This window comes from Streptomyces sp. SID3343, from assembly GCF_009865215.1.
Lineage (GTDB): Bacteria > Actinomycetota > Actinomycetes > Streptomycetales > Streptomycetaceae > Embleya.
On sequence record NZ_WWJX01000705.1, the window covers coordinates 1 to 1,894 of the forward strand.

1 protein-coding gene is annotated in these 1,894 nt (G+C 72.4%); it reads right to left on the minus strand.

All coding sequences use genetic code 11. The annotated features are described in order from the left end of the window. Nucleotides 1–106: 106 nt before the first annotated feature. Nucleotides 107–1,780, minus strand: a complete 1,674-nt coding sequence (locus GT354_RS21560) for an ABC transporter ATP-binding protein (RefSeq protein WP_346012112.1) — start codon at nt 1,778–1,780, stop codon at nt 107–109. Nucleotides 1,781–1,894 lie beyond the last annotated feature (114 nt).

Genomic DNA, 1,894 nt, shown 5'->3' on the forward strand with positions numbered 1-1,894 from the left:
CGGCCGACGCCCCCACCTCACCTACTCCAGCAACCCCCCACGCGCCGCCGCGCGTTCCCCGGAGACCTGATGTGGGGCATCGGCCCCAGCGTGAACACCGCGAACCTCACGACACCGCTCCCAACAGCCGCGGGCGCCGACGCCCGGGAATGGCCGCGATCAACTCGCGCGTGTACGGGTGCGTCGGAGCCGCGAGCACCTGCTCGCACGTGCCCTTCTCGACCAGACGACCCGCGCGCATCACGCCCACCCGGTCGGCGATCTGCCGCACCACCGCCAAGTCGTGCGAGATGAACAAATACGCCACCCCCAACTCCTCCTGAAGCCCCATCAGCAACTCGAGGATCTGCGCCTGCACCGACACGTCGAGCGCCGAGACCGGCTCGTCGCACACCAACAGATCCGGCTCCAACGCCAACGCCCGCGCGATCGCCACCCGTTGACGCTGCCCCCCGGACAACTCGGCCGGCCTGCGCCGCAGCACATCCGCCGGCAACGCCACCTGATCGACCAACTCCGCCGCCCGCGAGCGCCGCCCCGCCCGCGAACCCACCCGGTACGCCCGCAGCGGCTCCTGGACGATCTCCGACACGGTGAACCGAGGATCCAGCGACGCGTACGGATTCTGGTACACCAACTGCATCCGCCGCCGCAACGCGCGCAGTTCGCCCCGACCCGGCCGGGTGGAGTCGCGACCGTCGATCGAAATCCGCCCCCCGGTGGGCCGTTCGAGCCCCAGGATCATCCGCACCGTCGTCGACTTGCCCGACCCGGACTCGCCGACCAACGCGAACGTCTCACCGCGCCGCACGGTGAAGGACACGTCGTCCACCGCGCGCAGCGAGCGCGGCCCGTCCTTGGTACGCGGCAACGCGAACTCCTTCACCAACCCCGTCACCGACAACAGCGGCTCGACCCGCGGCACCGGTTCGCGCACCGGGCGAGGCCCTGGCCGACGCCTGCTCAGGCTCGGCGCGGCGGCGATCAATGCCCGCGTGTACGGGTGTTCGGGCTCGGTCAGGATCCGCTCGGCCGGGCCCTGCTCCACCACCTTGCCGCGCGACATCACCACCACCCGCCGCGCCCGGTCCGCGGCCACCCCCAGATCGTGGGTGATCAGCAGCATCGCGGTGTCGTGCGCACGCGTGAGTTCGTCGATGTGGTCCAGAATCTGCCGCTGTACGGTCACGTCGAGCGCGCTCGTGGGCTCGTCGGCGATCACCAGCCGCGGCCGGCACGCGAGCGCGATCGCGATCAACACCCGCTGGCACATGCCCCCCGACAACTCGTGCGGATACTGCCGAGCCCGCGTGGCGGGCTGCGCCAACCCCGCCTCGCCCAGCGCCGCCACGGCCCGCTCGGCGGCCTCCCTGCCGCTCGCGAGGCCGTGTACGAGCAACGCCTCCGCGACCTGCTCGCCCACCCGACGCACCGGGTTGAGCGAGACCGACGGATCCTGCGGAATCAGCCCGATCGACCGCCCCCGCACCGTCCGCAACTCCTTCTCCGACAACCCCAACAGGTCGCGACCCTCGAACAAAACCCGCCCCGCGCCGACCCGACCGCCGGCCGCGAGCAGCCCCGCGATCGCATGCGCGGTCGTACTCTTGCCCGAACCCGACTCGCCCACCACGGCCACCACCTCGCCCCGGCCCACCGTCAGATCCGCCGCGGCCACCGCCTCCACGAGCCCAGCCGACGTCCGATACGAAACCCGCAACCCCCGAACGTCCAGCAGCGGCGCCCCGCAATCGCCCACCGCGGCCCGGGACTCGGCCACACCGGGCCCCTCCTCCACCCGAGCCTGCACCACGCCCGAGCCCGCCACCGGCGCCAAGCCCTTGCCCCCCACCGAGCCCAACCCTTCGCCCCGCACCGACCCCAACCCTTCGCC